Source organism: Duganella alba (genome assembly GCF_009674495.1).
GTDB lineage: Bacteria > Pseudomonadota > Gammaproteobacteria > Burkholderiales > Burkholderiaceae_D > Rugamonas > Rugamonas alba.
Genome location: NZ_WKJN01000001.1, coordinates 153,640 through 170,803 on the forward strand (window position 1 = coordinate 153,640; position 17,164 = coordinate 170,803).

General features: G+C 64.3%; 19 protein-coding genes. 13 read left to right on the plus strand and 6 right to left on the minus strand.

The genetic code is table 11. The annotated features are described in order from the left end of the window. Positions 1 to 143: 143 nt before the first annotated feature. The 6 genes from GJ695_RS00630 (at position 144) to GJ695_RS00655 (ending at position 6,402) form a co-directional block, all read left to right on the plus strand. On the plus strand, positions 144 to 1,322 hold the full coding sequence (locus GJ695_RS00630) for an acetyl-CoA C-acyltransferase (RefSeq protein WP_154361685.1): 1,179 nt from the start codon (positions 144 to 146) through the stop codon (positions 1,320 to 1,322). Positions 1,323 to 1,327: 5 nt separating this feature from the next. Further along, complete coding sequence (locus GJ695_RS00635) at positions 1,328 to 3,169, plus strand: acyl-CoA dehydrogenase (RefSeq protein ID WP_154361686.1); 1,842 nt, start codon at positions 1,328 to 1,330, stop codon at positions 3,167 to 3,169. 61 nt (positions 3,170 to 3,230) lie between these two features. After that, positions 3,231 to 4,010, plus strand: a complete 780-nt coding sequence (locus tag GJ695_RS00640) for an SDR family oxidoreductase (RefSeq protein WP_154361687.1) — start codon at positions 3,231 to 3,233, stop codon at positions 4,008 to 4,010. 2 nt (positions 4,011 to 4,012) lie between these two features. Continuing rightward, a complete protein-coding gene (locus GJ695_RS00645) occupies positions 4,013 to 5,011 on the plus strand; it encodes an NADP-dependent oxidoreductase (RefSeq protein ID WP_503826178.1) in 999 nt (332 codons plus the stop codon). Positions 5,012 to 5,013: 2 nt separating this feature from the next. Beyond that, positions 5,014 to 5,934 (plus strand): SDR family oxidoreductase, encoded by a 921-nt coding sequence (locus GJ695_RS00650; protein ID WP_154361689.1) that lies wholly within the window; start codon positions 5,014 to 5,016, stop codon positions 5,932 to 5,934. Between the two features lie 39 nt (positions 5,935 to 5,973). Continuing rightward, the gene (locus GJ695_RS00655) at positions 5,974 to 6,402 is read left to right on the plus strand and encodes a GNAT family N-acetyltransferase (RefSeq protein WP_371865252.1); all 429 of its coding nucleotides are present in this window, start codon (positions 5,974 to 5,976) and stop codon (positions 6,400 to 6,402) included. On the opposite strand, the gene GJ695_RS00660 is transcribed toward GJ695_RS00655, so the two are convergent. Beyond that, on the minus strand, positions 6,395 to 7,708 hold the full coding sequence (locus GJ695_RS00660; protein WP_154361690.1) for a hypothetical protein: 1,314 nt from the start codon (positions 7,706 to 7,708) through the stop codon (positions 6,395 to 6,397). The genes GJ695_RS00655 and GJ695_RS00660 overlap by 8 nt on opposite strands. Before the next feature lie 9 nt (positions 7,709 to 7,717). Continuing rightward, the gene (locus GJ695_RS00665; protein ID WP_154357762.1) at positions 7,718 to 8,092 is read right to left on the minus strand and encodes a flagellar protein FlaG; all 375 of its coding nucleotides are present in this window, start codon (positions 8,090 to 8,092) and stop codon (positions 7,718 to 7,720) included. Positions 8,093 to 8,187: 95 nt separating this feature from the next. Between GJ695_RS00665 and GJ695_RS00670 the strand changes: the two genes are divergently transcribed. Beyond that, positions 8,188 to 9,660 (plus strand): pyridoxal phosphate-dependent decarboxylase family protein, encoded by a 1,473-nt coding sequence (locus GJ695_RS00670; protein ID WP_229260261.1) that lies wholly within the window; start codon positions 8,188 to 8,190, stop codon positions 9,658 to 9,660. Next, entirely contained in the window at positions 9,657 to 10,886 is a 1,230-nt protein-coding gene (locus GJ695_RS00675; protein ID WP_154361691.1) for an ATP-grasp domain-containing protein, read from the plus strand. Before GJ695_RS00670 ends, GJ695_RS00675 begins: the two co-directional genes overlap by 4 nt. On the opposite strand, the gene GJ695_RS00680 is transcribed toward GJ695_RS00675, so the two are convergent. From GJ695_RS00680 to ygfZ, 3 genes are read right to left on the minus strand one after another with little or no spacing between them, the layout of a single operon-like run. Continuing rightward, positions 10,883 to 11,626, minus strand: coding sequence for an NRDE family protein (locus tag GJ695_RS00680; protein ID WP_154361692.1), 744 nt, complete (start codon positions 11,624 to 11,626; stop codon positions 10,883 to 10,885). The genes GJ695_RS00675 and GJ695_RS00680 overlap by 4 nt on opposite strands. Next, positions 11,617 to 11,904 (minus strand): DUF4936 family protein, encoded by a 288-nt coding sequence (locus GJ695_RS00685; protein ID WP_154361693.1) that lies wholly within the window; start codon positions 11,902 to 11,904, stop codon positions 11,617 to 11,619. The genes GJ695_RS00680 and GJ695_RS00685 overlap by 10 nt, the downstream gene beginning before the upstream one ends. A 1-nt stretch (position 11,905) precedes the next feature. Then, complete coding sequence (ygfZ, locus tag GJ695_RS00690; RefSeq protein ID WP_154361694.1) at positions 11,906 to 12,922, minus strand: CAF17-like 4Fe-4S cluster assembly/insertion protein YgfZ; 1,017 nt, start codon at positions 12,920 to 12,922, stop codon at positions 11,906 to 11,908. A gap of 156 nt (positions 12,923 to 13,078) precedes the next feature. On the opposite strand from ygfZ, the gene mltG reads away from it, so the two are divergent. The 5 genes from mltG to GJ695_RS00715 are packed head-to-tail and all read left to right on the plus strand — an operon-like array spanning position 13,079 to position 16,637. Further along, entirely contained in the window at positions 13,079 to 14,068 is a 990-nt protein-coding gene (gene mltG, locus GJ695_RS00695) for an endolytic transglycosylase MltG (RefSeq protein WP_154361695.1), read from the plus strand. Positions 14,069 to 14,074: 6 nt separating this feature from the next. Continuing rightward, positions 14,075 to 14,680 carry a dTMP kinase gene (tmk, locus tag GJ695_RS00700; RefSeq protein WP_154361696.1) on the plus strand — a complete coding sequence of 202 codons (606 nt, stop codon included), beginning with the start codon at positions 14,075 to 14,077 and terminating at the stop codon, positions 14,678 to 14,680. A gap of 16 nt (positions 14,681 to 14,696) precedes the next feature. After that, positions 14,697 to 15,725: a DNA polymerase III subunit delta' gene (locus GJ695_RS00705; protein ID WP_154361697.1), complete on the plus strand. Its 1,029-nt coding sequence runs from the start codon at positions 14,697 to 14,699 to the stop codon at positions 15,723 to 15,725. 10 nt (positions 15,726 to 15,735) lie between these two features. Then, positions 15,736 to 16,119 carry a PilZ domain-containing protein gene (locus tag GJ695_RS00710; RefSeq protein ID WP_154357770.1) on the plus strand — a complete coding sequence of 128 codons (384 nt, stop codon included), beginning with the start codon at positions 15,736 to 15,738 and terminating at the stop codon, positions 16,117 to 16,119. Between the two features lie 17 nt (positions 16,120 to 16,136). Next, the gene (locus GJ695_RS00715) at positions 16,137 to 16,637 is read left to right on the plus strand and encodes a GNAT family N-acetyltransferase (RefSeq protein ID WP_154361698.1); all 501 of its coding nucleotides are present in this window, start codon (positions 16,137 to 16,139) and stop codon (positions 16,635 to 16,637) included. Here GJ695_RS00715 and GJ695_RS00720 read toward each other — a convergent pair. Next, positions 16,612 to 17,163, minus strand: coding sequence for a DNA-binding protein (locus GJ695_RS00720; RefSeq protein ID WP_154361699.1), 552 nt, complete (start codon positions 17,161 to 17,163; stop codon positions 16,612 to 16,614). The genes GJ695_RS00715 and GJ695_RS00720 overlap by 26 nt on opposite strands. Between the last annotated feature and the right edge of the window lies 1 nt (position 17,164).

Genomic DNA, 17,164 nt, shown 5'->3' on the forward strand with positions numbered 1-17,164 from the left:
GTCAGCTTAATTGCAGTGTGGGCGCGAAACCTTACGCGATGCTTGCTTGAAGCTTACGCGAAACTTACAATAATATTTACGAACGACCGTACTAAAAACATGCTATTCTGGCTCAAACAACACCTTCACTATAGGAGACTCTCATGATCGATGCCGTCATTGTTTCTACCGCCCGCACGGGTCTTGCCAAATCCTGGAAAGGCGCGTTCAACATGACGCACGGCGCCACCCTGGGCGGCCATGTGTTGCAGGCCGCCATCCAGCGCGCCGGCATTGAGGCGGGGGAAGTGGAGGACGTGCTGGCCGGCTGCGCCAATCCCGAAGGCGCCACCGGCGGCAACATCGCGCGCCAGATCGCCCTGCGCGGCGGCTGCCCGGTCACCACCGCCGGCATGACCATCAACCGTTTCTGCTCGTCCGGCCTGCAGACCATCGCCAGCGCCGCCCAGCGCATCATCGCCGGCGAGGGCGATATCTATGCGGCCGGCGGCGTCGAGTCGATCTCCTGCGTGCAGCAGGAAATGAACATGCATATGTATAAGGAAGTCTGGCTGTCGCAGAACAAGCCGGAAATCTACTGGCCGATGCTGCAAACGGCCGAAACCGTCGCCAAGCGCTACAACATCAGCCGCGAGCGTCAGGATGAATACGGCGTGCAGAGCCAGCAGCGCGCCGCCGCCGCGCAGGCCGCCGGTCTGTTCAACGCCGAGATCGTGCCGATGACCACCGTCATGGGCGTGGCCGACAAGGCGTCCGGCATGCTGCTGTCGCGCGAAGTGACCATCTCGGCCGACGAGGGCATCCGTGCCGATACGACGTACGAAGGCGTGTCCAAGATCCGCACCGCGATTCCCGGCGGCGTGATCAGCGCCGGCAACGCCAGCCAGTTCTCCGATGGCGCCTCGATGGCCATCGTGATGAACGCGCAGACCGCCGCCGCCAAGGGCCTGCAGCCGCTGGGCGTGTTCCGTGGCTTCGCGGTCGCCGGTTGCGAGCCGGATGAGATGGGCATCGGCCCGGTGTTCGCCGTGCCCAAGCTGCTGAAGAAAGCCGGTCTCAAGGTCGAGGACATCGGCCTGTGGGAGCTGAATGAAGCCTTCGCCGTGCAGGTGCTGTACTGCGCCGACACGCTCGGCATTCCGATGGATCGCCTGAACGTCAACGGCGGCGCGATCGCGGTGGGCCATCCTTACGGCGTGTCCGGCGCACGCCTGGTCGGCCATGCGCTGATCGAAGGCAAGCGGCGCGGCGTCAAATATGTGGTGGTCACCATGTGTATCGGTGGTGGCCAGGGAGCGGCCGGCCTGTTCGAAGTGGTGTAAGCAGCATGCGCTCGACCATCCTGTCGCGCCGCGACCTGTCCTTCATGCTGTACGAATGGCTGGATGCGGAGGCGCTGACCCGGCGCGACCGCTTCCAGGACCACAACCGCGAAACCTTCGACGCGGCGCTCGATACCGCCGAGCGTCTCGCCACCGAACTGTTTGCCACGCATAACAAGAAGGCCGACAGCAACGAGCCGCATCTCGTGGACGGCAAGGTGCGGATCATCCCCGAGGTGAAGACGGCGCTGGATGCCTTTTCGCTGGCCGGCCTGATGGCGGCCGGGCAGGACTACGAACGCGGCGGCATGCAGCTGCCGGTGGTGGTCGAGAAGGCGCTGGCGGCGTATCTGACTGCGGCCAACGTCAGCACCTCGGCCTACACCTTCCTGACGATGAGCAACGCCAACACCTTGCTCAAATGCGCCACGCCGGAGCAGATCACCCGCTTCGTCAACCCGATGCTGGAAGGCCGCTATTTCGGCACCATGTGCCTGTCCGAGCCGCAGGCCGGCTCCAGCCTGTCGGACATCACGACGCGCGCCGTGCCCGATGGCGAAGGCCAGTACCGCCTGACCGGCAACAAGATGTGGATCTCGGCCGGTGAGCATGAGCTCTCTGAAAACATCATCCACCTGGTGCTGGCCAAGATTCCCGGCGAGGACGGCAAGCTGATCCCCGGCGTCAAAGGCATCTCGCTGTTCATCGTGCCGAAATTCCTGGTCAACGACGACGGCTCGCTGGGCGAGCGCAACGACATCTCGCTGGCCGGCCTGAACCACAAGATGGGCAACCGCGGCACCACCAACTGTCTGCTCAACTTTGGCGAGCAGGGCGGCGCCATCGGCTACCTGGTCGGCAAGCCGCACCACGGCCTGGCCAATATGTTCCACATGATGAACGAAGCGCGCATCGGCGTCGGCCTCGGCGCGGCGGTGCTGGGCTACACCGGCTACCTGCATGCGCTCGACTATGCGCGCAACCGCCCGCAAGGCCGTCATCCGGCGCAGAAGGACGCCTCGCAGCCGCAACTGCCGATCATCCAGCACACCGATGTGCGGCGCATGCTGCTGGCGCAGAAGGCCTATGTCGAAGGCGGCCTCGGCCTGGTGCTGTACAGCGCCAGGCTGGTCGATGAACAGAACAGCGCGGAAACGCCGGAAGCCCGCGAACATGCGGCGCGGCTGCTGGATTTCCTGACGCCGATCACCAAATCCTGGCCGTCGCAGTGGTGCGTGGAGGCCAACAGCCTGGCGATCCAGGTTCACGGCGGTTACGGCTATACGCGTGAATACAACGTCGAGCAGTTCTACCGCGATAACCGCTTGAACGCGATTCACGAAGGCACGCACGGCATCCATGGCCTGGATCTGCTGGGCCGCAAGGTCACGTTGCAGGATGGCGCCTTGTTCCGTGGCTTCGGCGCCGAACTGCGCAAGACGGTGCGCAAGGTGCGCGGCAGCGTTGGTGCGCCGGACGCGGTCGGCCCTGGCCTGGCCACCATCAGCGTCGAACTGCTGGCCCATGCGGATGCGCTAGAGCAAGCCTGGCAGGCCGTGGAAGAAGTCACGCAGAAGTTGTATGCTGTCGGCGATTTGAACAAGACGCTGGCCAACGCCAGCACCTATCTGGAAGCAGTGGGCCACGTGGTGGTGGCGTGGATCTGGTTGCAGCAGGCATTGCTGGCGGCGGCATCGCTGGTCGGCGGCGATGTGGATTTCTATCGCGGTAAATTACAGGCCTGCCGGTACTTCTTCCAGTGGGAGCTGCCCAAGGTGGGGCCGCAACTGGCGCTGCTGGCCAGCATCGACACCACCACGCTTGATATGCAGGATGCCTGGTTTTAACAGGAATTAGCAATGCTCAAGCGTCGCGCTGACGACGCTGGGCGATAAAAGGAGACACAACATGCGTACCACACAAGAACTGTTTTCACTGGCCGGCAAAACCGCGCTGGTTACCGGCGGCTCGCGCGGCCTGGGCTTGCAGATGGCGCTGGCGCTGGGCGAACAGGGCGCCCGCGTCGTCGTCTCGGCCCGCAAGCAGGTCGAGCTTGACGAAGCCGTCGCCTTCCTGACCCAGCGCGGCATCAGCGCGCATTCGATCGCCGCCGACCTGTCGCAGGACGCGCAGGCCGAAGCGCTGGTCGACGCCGCCATCGCCCACCTCGGCCACATCGATATCCTGATCAACAACGCCGGCGCCAGCTGGGGCGCGCCGGCCGAGGACCATCCGGTCGAAGCCTGGGACAAGGTCATGGACCTGAACATCCGCAGCATCTTCGTGGTGTCGCAATTGGTGGGTAAACGCTCGATGATTCCGCGCCAGTCCGGCCGCATCATCAATATCGCCTCGATCGCCGGCCTGGCCGGCAATCCGCCGGGCACCATGCAGACCATCGCCTACAACACCTCGAAAGGCGCGCTGGTCAACTTCACGCGCACGCTGGCGGGCGAGTGGGGCCGCTACGGCATCACCGTCAACGCGCTGGCGCCAGGCTTCTTCCCGTCGAAGATGACCAAGGGCCTGCTGTCCGCCATGGGCGACCAGCTGACCGGTCACGCGCCGCTGAACCGCCTCGGCGACGACGAAGACCTGAAAGGCGCAGCCGTACTGTTCGCCTCCGACGCGGGCAAGCACATCACCGGACAGATCCTGGCGGTGGACGGAGGCGTGTCGGCGGTATGAGTATTCCAGAGACTTATCAGCGCATCGTGCTGGCGGCCCGTCCGCGCGGCGCCGTCACGGCCGAAAACTTCCGGCTGGAGACCTTGCCGGTGCCGCAACTGGCCGACGGCCAGGTGCTGATCCGCAATCACTACCTGTCGCTGGACCCGTACATGCGCGGCCGCATGAGCGCAGCCAAAAGCTACGCCACTTCGCAGCAACTCGACGACACCATGATCGGCGGCACCGTCGGCCAGGTGATCGCCTCGCGCAACGAGTTCTACAAGGTGGGCGAATACGTCAACGGCATGCTGGGCTGGTCCGAGATGGGCGTGTCGGACGGCGTGCTGCTGCGCAAGCTCGACACCACGCGCATTCCGCTGTCCGCCTTCCTCAGCGTGGTCGGCATGCCGGGCATGGCGGCGTGGTACGGCTTCAACCACATCATGGAAGCGGCGTCCGGTGAGACGGTGGTGATTTCGGCCGCCAGCGGCGCGGTTGGCAGCGTGGTTGGCCAACTGGCGCGCCTGCGCGGCTGCCGCGTGGTCGGCATCGCTGGTGGCGCGGAGAAGTGTGCTTACGTGGTGGAAGAACTGGGCTTCGACGCCTGCGTCGATTACAAGGCCGGCAACCTGGAGGCCGACCTGGCCGCCGCCACGCCGGACGGTGTCGACGCCATTTTTGAAAACGTCGGCGGCGCCTGCCTCGATGCCTCGCTGGCGCGCACCAACGCCTTCGCCCGCATTGCGCTGTGCGGGCTGATCGCCGGCTACAACGGCGCCGATATGCCGATCAAGAATTCGCGATTGCTGTTGATTAATCGCCTGACCGTGCGCGGCTTCATTATTACCGAGCACATGGAGTATTGGCAGCAGGGCTTGCAGGAACTGGCCGTGCTGGTCGCCAATCGTCAAATCAAGTTCCGCGAATCGGTGGCGGACGGCCTGGCCGCCGCACCGGAAGCGTTCATGGGCCTGCTGCAAGGGCGTAATTTTGGCAAACAACTGGTGAAGCTCATCTAAAAATGAAAACATTCCGAGACAAAGTCGCCGTCATCACCGGCGGTGCAAGTGGTTTGGGTCGTCAATTCGCCAGCGTCGCGGCGCGCGAAGGCATGAAGCTGGCGCTGGCGGACGTGCAAAGCGATGCGCTGGAACGCGCACTGGAAGAACTGCGGGCGCAGGGCGCCAGCGTCATCGGCAAGATTTGCGACGTGCGCAATTCGGAGCAGGTGCAGGCGCTGGCCGATGCTGCGGTGGCCGAGTTCGGCACGGTGCACCTGGTGTTCAACAACGCCGGCGTCGGTTCCGGCGGTCTGATCTGGGAAAACACCGAGGCGGATTGGGAGTGGGTGATGGGCGTCAACGTCTGGGGTGTGATCCATGGCGTGCGCATCTTCACCAGGCTGATGCTGGATGCGGCCGCGAAAGATCCTTCGTTTGAAGGCCACATCGTCAACACGGCGTCGATGGCTGGCCTGCTGAATGCGCCTGCGATGGGCGTCTACAACGTCTCCAAGCATGCGGTGGTGTCGCTGTCGGAAACGCTGTACCAGGATTTGCAGCTGGTCGGCGCGCCCATCGGCGCTTCGGTGCTGTGCCCGTACTTTGTGCCGACCGGCATCAGCCAGTCGCACCGCAACCGCCCGGAAGACGTGCGCATGACCGACCGGCCAACCGCCAGCCAGATCGCGGCGCAGGTCATGACCGACAAGGCGGTATCGTCGGGCAAGGTGTCGGCCGAGGATGTGGCGGAGATCACCTTCAAGGCCATCGCCGACGGCCAGTTCTACATCTATTCGCATCCGGACGCGCTGGCCGGCGTGCGCGAGCGCATGGAACACATCGTGGCCGGCACCAATCCGCCCGATCCCTACGCCGCCGCGCCGCAGATCCGCGAAGCGCTGCGCGCCAAAATCCAGGGCGCTTCCAAGCCGCAGGGCTGACGTACTACAATCGTGCTTTTGCAAAACAGGATGGCAATAATGAGCAAGCACGAAATCAAGTTGGGAGACTGGGGCACCCTCAACGCGGATGCGAAGCTGATCCGCTTTGAAGTCTTCGTTGAGGAGCAGAACGTTCCGGCCGAGCTGGAGATGGACCAGATGGACGCCGTCTGCCTGCACGCGGTGGCCTACGATGCCGACGGCACGCCGATCGGCACCGGCCGCCTGCTGCCGGACGGCCACATCGGCCGCATGGCGGTGCGCAAGATCGCGCGCGGCAGCGGCGTCGGCGGCGAATTGCTGCAGGCACTGATGGCGCAGGCGCGTGCGCGTGGCGACCAGTACGTGGCCCTGAGCGCTCAGACGCACGCGGCACCGTTCTACGAGCGTCACGGCTTCGCTATCGAAGGTGAGGAGTTCTACGAAGCAGGCATCGCCCACATCAATATGCAGCGTAACTTCAGCTAATCAGCTGCGCAATGCGTTCCAGCGCCGCCGGCACCTCGGCGGCGACATCCTGCCGCAGTCCCTCATGTACGTCGGCGATCATGCGCGCGCTCAGGCACAGGCGCAGCGCAGCGGCCGCCGCAGGCTGGCCCAGCTGATAGCGGCGGGCGCCGATGGCCGGCAACTGGAGTTGCAGATAGAGCCGGCGCGCCTCGTCGCCGTTCAGCAGCTTGCCACCGGCGCCGCGCAGCGTGAAAGGGAATACCGTCTGCACATGATCCCAGCCTGTCGCCACGCCCAGCGCCGAGCGGTCGATGGCGCTGACCGGCAATGGCGTGAAGGCAGCATGGCCGGCCAGCCCTTGCCGCACGGCGTCGGCAAAGCGGTTGACGCATTGCAGGCGCACGTCCTGCGGCACGGCGGCAAAGCGCTCCATCTCGAACAGCGCTGCTTCCCAGCGTAGCAGCAGGCCGAAGTTGGCGCGGTCGGTGTAGGCATCGACCGTGTTGGCAGCCATCGCGCGCGGCAGCAGCAGGGCGCCGCTGAAGGTCGGGCCGGTCATGAACTTGGAGCCGGTCAGCGCCAGCATGAAGCCGTGCGCCAGATAGGTCCGCAGCGTCGATGGGTCGAGACGGAACTGGCAGGCGTCCACCATCACATCCAGCAGCCCTGGCCAGCGCGCCCGCAGCGTCAGCACCGAGCCGATGGACGGCGAAATCAAGCCGGTCTTGCTGATATCCGTGAGCACCAACAGTACGCGCTGGCCGCGCTGCGCCGCCGCGTTGACGATGGCGGCGTATTCGGCGTCGACCTCGGCGGCGTCGCGCAGGCTGCCGTCCGCATGGCGCACGGCGACATGATGCGGCGCGCCCTGGCGCGGGCCGAGCAGGGCCAGTGGCACGCCGCTGCCGGTTTCGGCGCCGTCGATCAGGACCGTGCACTGCGGCTGGCGCAGGTTGACTGCCAGCATGAACAGGTCGGTGCCGGACGGCGCCAACAGCGCCATCGGGCTATCCTGCGGGTCGCAGCCGCAATATGCCAGCAGACGCTGGCGCGCGCTGGCCAGTCCGCGCCGGTAGACGACCAACTCCGGTTCCGAGCGCAAATCGTGGGCGCAGCGGTCCCGCAGCGCCGTTGCAGCCTGATTAGCGTTTGGGGAAATATGGGAGGCGGTGACCGATCCCAGGGAGACCAGGTCAGGATCCGGCGTGGGCCGGCAGGCATAGCGGGAACGTCCGGTGCCTGCGTCCAGCGTCAACCTGTCGTCGCCGCCGGCAATCAGCAGCTCGGCGGTGGAGGGGAGCAGGTCGGCTTCGTGGTTGATCAAGTTGCGCTACTATGCCTTGCTGTCGATGAGCAAGCCTTTCAAACTGTGGAGATTCTTGCTTATTTCCAGCGATTGCTCTGACGGAAATTGGCGTATAACCTTCTTTGTTTCAGTATCAATGACCTTCACCACCGACAGGCCGCTGGCGTCGTCTATACTGAACTTTACCTCACTATTGTTTTCGAGGAAACGATTTATCGCGTCAACCGACTTTCTTAACTCAGTTTTACCAGGAATTCTGGACGCAGGATCGTCTTTACCGGCGACAATAGACTGTGCGGTAGCTGTATCTGCATTTTTCCCTGAGGCAGGCACGGACACCGCCGCCACCGGGGCGGTAGCAACGGGTAGCAAATCCGAACGGTTGATGCTGCTCGTGTCCATGTTGAACGGTTTCCTTCGTGTAAGTGGGGCGCCGGCCTTGGATAAATTGCCCCGCTACTGGTGATAACGGCAGGTCTGAAGAAAAATTGAGTCACATGGCAAAGAAAACGCAAGAAAATTTCGCCGGCCCCCTGGACCCGGCCGATTGGCAACAGTTCCGTGCGCAGGGCCACCGCATGCTGGACGATATGATTGACTATCTGCAAGACATTCGGCAGCGCCCGGTCTGGCAGCCGATTCCCGACGACGCCCGCGCCGCTTTCCGCAGCGGCATGCCGGCGCAGGGCAGCGATTTGGCCGAGGTGCACCAGCAGTTCATGCAGCACATCCTGCCGAATGCGATCGGCAATACCCATCCGGGCTTTTTCGGCTGGGTGCACGGCGGTGGCACGCCGGTGGGCATGCTGGCCGAGATGCTGGCGGCCGGCCTCAACGCCAACTGCGGCGGCCGCGACCACATCCCGATTGAAGTCGAACGGCAGATCGTGCGCTGGATGGCCGACCTGTTCGGCTTCCCGGCGTCCGCCTCCGGGCTGTTTGTCACCGGCAGTTCCATGGCCAATATGATCGCCTTGCTGGTGGCGCGTTTCCGCGCGCTGGGCCGCGAGGTGCGCAGCCACGGCATTCCGCCGAAACGGCAGCTGGTGGCCTATGCCTCGGCCGGCGCGCACGGCTGCATCGCGCAGGCGATGGACCTGGCCGGCCTCGGCAGCGCCAACCTGCGCAAGATTCCGATGAACGCGCAATTCCAGATGGACGTGGTGGCGCTGGAAACCGCCATCACCGCCGACCGCCAAGCCGGCCTGCAGCCGTTCTTTGTGGCCGGCACCGCCGGCACGGTCGATGTCGGCGCGATCGACGAGCTGCCGCTGCTGGCCGCGCTGTGCGAGCGCAACGGCCTGTGGTTCCACGTCGATGGCGCGTATGGCGCGCTGGCGGCGCTGTCGCCGGCGCTGCGTCCGCTGCTGGACGGGATCGAGCTGGCCGACTCGGTCGCCTGCGATTTCCACAAGTGGGGCCAGGTTCCCTACGATGCCGGTTTCATCCTCGTGCGCGACGGCGCCATGCACCTGGACACCTTCGCCAGCCGCGACACCTATCTGCGCCGCGATGCGCGCGGCATGGCGGCCAACTCGCCGTGGCCGTGCGATTTCGGCCCGGACCTGTCGCGCGGCTTCCGCGCCTTGAAGACCTGGTTCACCTTCCAGGTCTTCGGCGCCGAGCGCATCGGCCAGGTCATCAATGAAACCTGCTTGCTGGCGCGCTATCTGGAAGAACACATCGCCGCCCGGCCGGAGTTGGAACTGCTGGCGCCGGTGGCCTTGAACATCGTCTGCTTCCGCTACCGCGCTGCCGGTGATATCGACGCGTTCAACGCCGCGCTGGTGGCGGACGTGCAGGAGTCCGGCATTGCCGCCCCCTCCGCTACAACCGTCCGGGGAAAACTGGCGATCCGCGTAGCCATCGTCAATCACCGCACCGGTCAACAGGATATCGACGCGCTGCTGGATGCAGTGCTGAAACTGGGCGCCGCGCGCCCGCAATTCATTACTACGGAGTCCGCATGACTTTTGATGCAAGCATAATCGGCCAGCACAATGCACCCCTGATCGGCGTCGCCCCTCTGATGCGCCGCGCCTTTGCCGGCGAAGACCTGGCGCCGCTCGGCCAGGTTCTGCTGGAACGCGCCCAGGCTTATCCGAACGATGCCCATGCCTACATGGATTTTTCCACCGTGCTGCAACTGACCGGCAACCGCGACGACGCGCTGGCGGTGCAGGCTGAAGCGATCATGCTGCAACCGCATTACACCATTCCCGCCGTGCAGCCGGAGCCGGGACTGACGCTGCTGGTGCTGATGGGACCGGGCGACCTGATGTCCAACACGCCGGTGGAATTCCTGGTGGAGAACAGCGACGTCACGCTGGAGCTGCTGTACCTGCGCGCCGATGAAGACTTTCCAGAAGAAGTGCCGGACCACGATGTGATGCTGGTGGCGGTGGCCGAATCGGAAGCCAACCAGCCGCTGCTGGAACGCCTGATTGAATACACGAGCGACTGGCCACGTCCCGTCATCAACCGTCCGGAACAGCTGCGCGCGACCTCGCGCGACGGCTTGAGCGCCGCCTTGCGCGGCCTGGCCGGCGTGGAGATGCCGGTGTCGGTGCGTACTGGTCTGAGCACGCTGAATGCGATCGCCGCCGGCACGCAGACGATCGAAAGCCTGCTGCCGGACGGCGGCTTCCCGGTCATCGTGCGGCCGCTGGGTTCGCACGCCGGCACCAATCTGCAAAAGATCGATACGCCCGCCGCGCTGGGCAAGTATCTTCAGGAAGTGGCGGGGCCGCAATTCTACGTCTCACGTTTTGTCGACTACCGTGGCGCCGACGGCATGTTCCGCAAATACCGTGTGGTGCTGATCGAAGGCAAGCCTTACATCTGCCACTACGCGATTTCGCAGAACTGGATGATCCACTACCTGAACGCCGGCATGACCGAAAGCGCCGACAAGCGCGCCGAGGAAGCGGCCGAAATGGCGCGCTTCGACCAGGGCTTCGCCGTGCGCCACCAGGCCGCGCTGCAGGCGATCAACGAGCGCATGGGCCTGCAATACCTGGGCATTGACTGCGCCGAAATGCCGAACGGCGACCTGCTGATCTTCGAAGCCGACAACGCCATGATCGTGCACGCCATGGACCCGGAAGACATGTTCCCCTACAAGGCCCCGGCGATGCGCAAGGTGTTCACCGCCTTCCGCGCGCTGCTGGAGCGGAAAGCAGGCCGCAGCGCCTAGTGAATCAGCATCTCATGCAGTGTGGCGGGAGCGTCGGTGTAGAGTTTGACCACGGTGGAGGTGCGGGTGCCGTAGCCGGGACTTTCGATGCGCACCGCGGACAGCACGCGCTCCAGTTCCAGCGGCACGCCGGTTTCCGGCAGGCGCTGGTCGGACGCCGGGGTGGTGTCGGACAGCATCTCGAAGAAGGCTTCTTCCGGCGCACCCAGGCACAGCAGGCTGGCGAACTGCGCCTTGGTTTTCAGCACTTTCGGCCACGGTGCGTCCAGCAGCGCGTTCGATAAACCGTAGACGCCGGGCGCCAGCGGCTGGCCGTTGCGCGGGTCGCTGTCGCCCTTGTTGGAATACCAGATCAGGGTGTCGCGGTCGCCCAGTACCAGGTTGAAGCCGTTGTACTGGTCGGCGGTGGCGCGGATCTGCGCCACGTATTCCTGCGGCGTCATATTGCCGGCCAGGTAGTCGGCCACCAGATGGCCGCGCGACGGCGCATCGTCCTTGTGCTCGGACGGCGCGCGGATGTTGGTGATGGCGGCAAAGCGCGATGGCGCGCCGTCTCCGGCCGGGTGGGTGATGCCCATCCAGCTGCCGCCGGCCTGCAGGTCGCGGCCGGCGTAAATCTGCGGATGTTCCGGCCACGGCGCGGCCGGCGCGGTGGCGCGCTGATAGTATTCATCGCGGTTGGCGGCGGCGATCAGGGGCACGGCCGGCACCACTTGCCAGGCAAAGACAATCAGGCACATGAGACGACATCCCCAAACACTTCGGTGTGACGCGGGCCGCTGGTCCATGCGGACAAGCCGGCCGCGGCGACGGCTTCATCGAGCGCCGTCGCAAATCCTTCCGGCGCGGATGGATAGACTTCCATCCACGTCTGCACGCCATCCCTGGCTTCCGGACGGCGCTTGAGTTGGCCCGCAACGCCATGACGCTGCGCCAGCGTCGCCTGCATCGGGACGACAGCCGCCTGCAAGGATGCCGCGTCGGCGTCCTTGACCTTGTAGTAGATGTAGAGATCCATGCTAGAGATCGAGCGGTTCCAGCACGTAAGGCATGGCGAGGAAATTCAGCGCCGTGCCCTGGGCCGAGCCCAGGCGCACCGAGGCCGCCTCGATGGCCGCCAGCTTCATTTCCACCAGCGCGTCGATGCCGCCCTGGCCGTTGGCGGCGGCGTTGACGATCATGCCGCATGGTTGTTCCGGATCGGCCGTGGCAAACACTTCCATGCCGGCCGCCGCCGTCAGGTCAGGAATGCTGACCAGGGTGGTGCGGCGCTTCAGCTTGCCGAGATACTGGCTGCGCGCGACGATTTCCTGGCCCGGATAGCAGCCTTTCTTAAAATTGACGCCGCCCAGCAGTTCGTAGTTGATCATCTGCGGCACGAACTGTTCCTGCGTGGCCTTGCTGATGTGCGCGATGCCGGCATGGATTTCCGTCAGTTGCCAGGCGTCGCTGCCGCCCACGTTGAGCTGGGCCGCCAGCTCCGGCGCCACGGTCTGCGCGGTGTCCGCCGACATCAGCCACTGGTAGCGCGGCGCGCCGAACACGTCGGCCACGCGGATCAGCGTGCCCAGCGGATGGTCCAGCTTTGCGAACGGCTTGGCCGGCAGGCTGTCAAACCACTTGTGCAGCACGGCATCGGCCTGGCTGCCGCCGACGCCCAGCACCACCGCATTGCCCGGCAATTCGGTCGCGTCGCTGAGCTTGGTCTTGGCGCGCAGTACGAACATGGCGAGACGCTTTTGCACCGCCGGCTGGATGTCGCGCGCCAGTTGCAGGAAGATAGTGGACGCGCTGCGCCACATCAGGAACGAGGCCAGCAGGCGGCCCTTCGGCGAGCAGTAACCGGCCAGGCGCGCTTCGCCCAAGCCCAGGTGCTCGACATCGTTGGTCAGCTGCGTGTGCAGGAAACTGGCCGACTCCTCGCCGTCCAGGGCGATCAGGCCAAGGTCGGTGATGGGCGCGACAAAGCCGGCGGCCAGTTGCGTGGTGCTCAGCGGAGTGCCCTGCTGTGCTAAAAGTTCATTCCATGAAGACATAATTTTCAATCTTTTGACGGTTAAAGCATTATCATTACGGGCTCATTATAGTGATGTCGCGCAGATCGCGTCGGATGGCGCGCAAAACACGGCACTGGCGGACACTGCCAAGAACTGGCAAGCTGTGCGACTTGATCCAATCAGATGGCTTTAACAATGGCTTTTATCAAAAAAATAATCGGTTTGTGTATCTTGCTGGCCATCGCCGGCGGCGGCTATTTCATGTACTGGTCGCAAAATCCCATCATCCCGGGGGATGCCGAGGCCATTGATTTCGTCATCACGCCGGGCAGTGGCGCCCATGCCGCCGGCCAGCAGATCGCCGAAGCAGGCGTGCCGATCCAGCCGCTGCTGTTCAACCTGCTGGCGCGCGCCACCGGCAAGAGCAGCAAGCTGAAGGCCGGCTCCTACGAACTGAAACCGGGTTCGACGCCATTGCGCCTGATCGACCAGCTGGCGCGCGGCGAGTTCGCCCAAGAGCAGCTGACCATCATCGAAGGCTGGACCTTCCGCCAGATGCGGGCCGCCATCGCCGCCCACAAGGGCCTCAAGCATGACACCGTGGCGCTGACCGACAAGGAAGTGCTGGGCGCCATCGCCTCCGACTACAAGGAGCCGGAGGGCCTGTTCTTCCCGGATACCTATCTGTTCGCCAAGGGCGCCAGCGACCTGCAGATCTACAAGCAGGCGCATGTGATGATGCTGACCCGCCTGGCCGACGCCTGGGCCAAGCGTGATCCGGCGTTGCCGTACAAGAGTCCGTATGAGGCGCTGACCATGGCTTCCATCGTCGAGAAGGAAACCGGGCAGAAGTCCGAGCGCTCGATGATCGCTGGCGTGTTCGTCAACCGCCTGAAACTGGGCATGCTGCTGCAAACCGATCCGACCGTGATCTACGGCATGGGCCTCAAATACGACGGCAAGATCCGCAAAAAGGATCTGGAAACCGACACCCCGTACAATACCTACACGCGCGCCGGCCTGCCGCCGACGCCGATCGCGCTGCCGGGCGTGCAGTCGCTGATGGCGGCGCTGTCGCCGGCCAGGACGGCGGCGCTGTATTTCGTCTCCAAGGGCAACGGCACCAGCCAGTTCTCCGACAACCTGAACGATCACAATCGGGCAGTCAATCAGTATCAACGATAAGAATAAATGGGTAAATTCATCACCTTTGAAGGCATCGATGGCGCCGGCAAGTCGACGCACATCGCCTTCGTCGCCGATTACATCAAGCAGCGCGGCGTCGAGCTGGTCAGCTCGCGCGAACCGGGCGGCACGCCGCTGGGCGAAAAGCTGCGCGAAATCGTGCTGCACGAAACAATGGACCTGGAAACCGAGGCCTTGCTGGTGTTCGCCAGCCGCCGCGAGCATCTGGCGCAGGTCATCGAGCCGGCGCTGAAGCGCGGCGCCTGGGTCATTTCCGACCGCTTTACCGATTCCACCTTTGCCTACCAGGGCGGCGGCCGCGGCATGAGCCTGGCCAAGCTGGAGGCGCTGGAGCAGTGGGTGCATCCGGCGCTGCAACCGGACCTGACGCTGCTGTTCGACGTGCCGCTGGAAGTGGCGCGCGCGCGGCTGGACGCCACCCGCGACCTCGACAAGTTCGAGCAGGAGAAGGCCGATTTCTTCGCCGCCACCCGCACCGAATACCTGCGCCGCGCGGCGCAGTTTCCGCAGCGCTTCCGCGTCATCGATTCGACGCAGAGCATCGCCGCGATCCAGCAGCAGATTGCGGCCATCCTCGACGCCTGCTTTTGACATAGAATACTGAATAATGAGTAATTCCATCTACCCGTGGCAGGAATCGTCGTGGCAGCAGCTGCAAACGCTGCGCCAGCGCATGCCGCACGCCATCCTGTTCCATGGCGCCGCCGGGATAGGCAAATCCGACTTTATCGAAACCTTCGCCCAGGGTCTGCTGTGCGAGGCGGTGCTGCCGGACGGCCATGCCTGCGGCGTGTGTGCGTCCTGCGGCTGGTTCTCGCAGCAGAACCATCCGGACTACCGCCGCGTGCGGCCGGAATCGATGGAGGACGAGCCGGTCGACGGCGAGGAGGGCGAAGGCGAGACCAAGAAGGCCGCCAAGACCAAGACGCCATCCAAGGAAATCAAGATCGAGCAGATCCGTAACCTGGCGGACTTCATGAACATCTCGACCCACCGCCAGGGCTTGCGGGTGGTGGTGCTGTATCCGGCCGAAGCGCTGAACATGCCGGCGTCGAACGCCTTGCTGAAGACGCTGGAGGAGCCGCCGCCGGGCACCGTGTTCCTGCTGGCTTCCAACAGCCTGGACCGCCTGCTGCCGACCATCCTGTCGCGCTGCCGCAAGTTCGCCTTGCCGATGCCAAGCCACGCCGAAGCGCTGGCCTGGCTCAAGGAACAGGGCGTGCCGGATGCCGACAGCTGGCTGCGCGAGCAGGGCGGCGCGCCGCTGGCCGCCATGGCGCAGGCCGAATCCGGCAGCCGCGAGGATCTGGAAACGCTGCTGCAACTGCTGGCTCATCCGAGCGTGGAGGGCGCCTTGAAAGTCGCGGACAAGTTGCAGAAAGTGCCATTGAGCGGGCCGGTGTCCTGGCTGCAGCGCTGGCTTTACGATGTGTTTTCCTACAAACTGGCAGGTAACATCCGGTATTATCCTCGCTACCAGAAAGAGCTGGCCGGCGTGGCCGACAAGATCCACGTCAGCCGATTGATGGCTGCGATCAAGGGCGCCAACGAACGCCGCGCGACCGCCGATCATCCGCTGTCGCCCAAGCTGTTCCTGGAGGATATGCTGCTTGATTACGCCAACTGCTGCGCCTGAAAGGTAAGGAATGTCCGCTGCCAGCCCACTCGACCCGAACACCGTGCCGTTGACGCCACGGCCGACGGTGCTGTCGCTGGCAATCAAGGAAAAGGCTGCGCTGTATGCCGCCTACATGCCGTTCCTGAAAAACGGCGGCATGTTCGTGCCGACCCAAAAGCCGTACAAGCTCGGTGACGAGATCTACCTGATCCTGGCGCTGATGGACGATCCCAACAAATACCCGATCGCCGGCAAGGTTGCCTGGATCACGCCGCCCGGCGCGCACAACAACAAGGCGCAGGGCATCGGCGTGCATTTTCCGGACGACGAAAGCGGCCAGCGCGCCCGCCTGCGCATTGAAGAAATCCTCGGCGCCGCGTTGCGGTCTTCGCGCGCCACCCATACCCTGTAACTTCGCTTCTTTATCACATGACTTTCCGCCATCGCTTAGCCACGCTTGAAGATTTGCCGACCATCGTAGCCATCTACAACACCACCATCGCCTCGCGCGAAGTCACGGCCGATACCGAGCCGGTGTCGGTGGAATCCCGTTTGCAGTGGTATCACGACCATACGCCGGACAAGCGTCCGCTGTGGATCATCGAATCGGAGAGCGGCGAAACGCTGGGCTGGATGTCGTACTCGAATTTCTACGGCCGCCCGGCCTATTCGGGCACGTCGGAGATTTCGATCTACATCGCCGAAGCCGCGCGCGGCCAGGGCGTGGGCCGCTACTGCATCGAGCAGGCGATTGCCTACGCGCCGCAGATCAAGGTGCACACGCTGCTGGGCTTCATCTTCGGCCACAACAAGCCGAGCCTCGGCCTGTTCGCCAAGTTCGGCTTTGAAACCTGGGCGCACCTGCCGAAGGTGGCGAACCTGGACGGCATCGAGCGCGACCTGATTATCCTGGGTAAGCGCGTGGCGTAAGCTGGATCTGCCGGCTGTCCACATCAAACACTGACGAGCGGCCGCCGGACAGCACCATGCTGAACGGCGTGCTGTCGTTCAGCCCGCCGCGCGAGCTGGCTTGCAGGTGGCTGAAGTCGCCGAAGCCGTGGTCGTGCGGCTGGGCGGCGTAGGCGTCGATTTCCAGTTCCTCCACGCGCGCCGTCAGCCGCTCGATGGTGGCGCGCAGGGCGTCCAGCTCCTCTTCCTTTTCCCGCAGCGCCTGCTGGTGCTCGGCGTACAGCGCGCGGTAGCGGCGTTCGGCGTCGTCGTGCAACTGGCTGGCCAGCTGCTCGACCATGGTTTGCAGGCTGCGCGCGGTATCGTCGCGCTTGATGCCGGGATTGCTGTCGTCGTCGCTGAGTTCTTTCAGATACCGGTGGATGGTCGACTTGGAGCCGGTGCCCAGCACATGGCGCACCGCATCGACGGACGGGTAGCGTCCCTCGGCCAGCAGCTGGTCGCGGCTGGCCTTGACTTCCGATTTTGTTAATCCGGTGCGTGCCATG